The sequence below is a fragment of the Nocardia cyriacigeorgica genome, from assembly GCF_010858045.1.
Classification (GTDB): domain Bacteria; phylum Actinomycetota; class Actinomycetes; order Mycobacteriales; family Mycobacteriaceae; genus Nocardia; species Nocardia cyriacigeorgica_E.
On record NZ_JAAGVC010000242.1, the window covers coordinates 1 to 317 of the forward strand.

Annotated in this window: 1 protein-coding gene; it reads right to left on the reverse strand. The window is 61.2% G+C overall.

The genetic code is table 11. The annotated features are described in order from the left end of the window. The coding region (locus GV790_RS31825) for a TetR family transcriptional regulator (RefSeq protein WP_163818095.1) at positions 1-180 on the reverse strand (180 nt) is incomplete at its 3' end. Positions 181-317: the final 137 nt, after the last annotated feature.

The following is a 317-nucleotide window of genomic DNA, read 5'->3' on the forward strand; positions in this document are numbered from 1 at the left end:
GTGCTGATACAACACCCGGCGGCTCACCCCGGCGGCATCGGCGAGCTCGGTCACCGAGAAATCCGTGGAGCCGTGCGCGGTCACCACGGTCACCGCCGCGGCCAACAACGCCGCTCGGGTGCGGCGCACGCGGGGATCAGAGCTCGTATCGGGATCGGTGTTGTGCGGCGGTTCACTCACACCATGATAATGCACAACTGTTACTAAAATGACAAGTGTTACTTAATTTGGCTCGGCTGGTTCGGGGCGATCGAGACAAGCTTCCGATTCATAGCCTGATGCCCTGGAACGCCGGTCAAGGTTCCAGAGCATCGGCC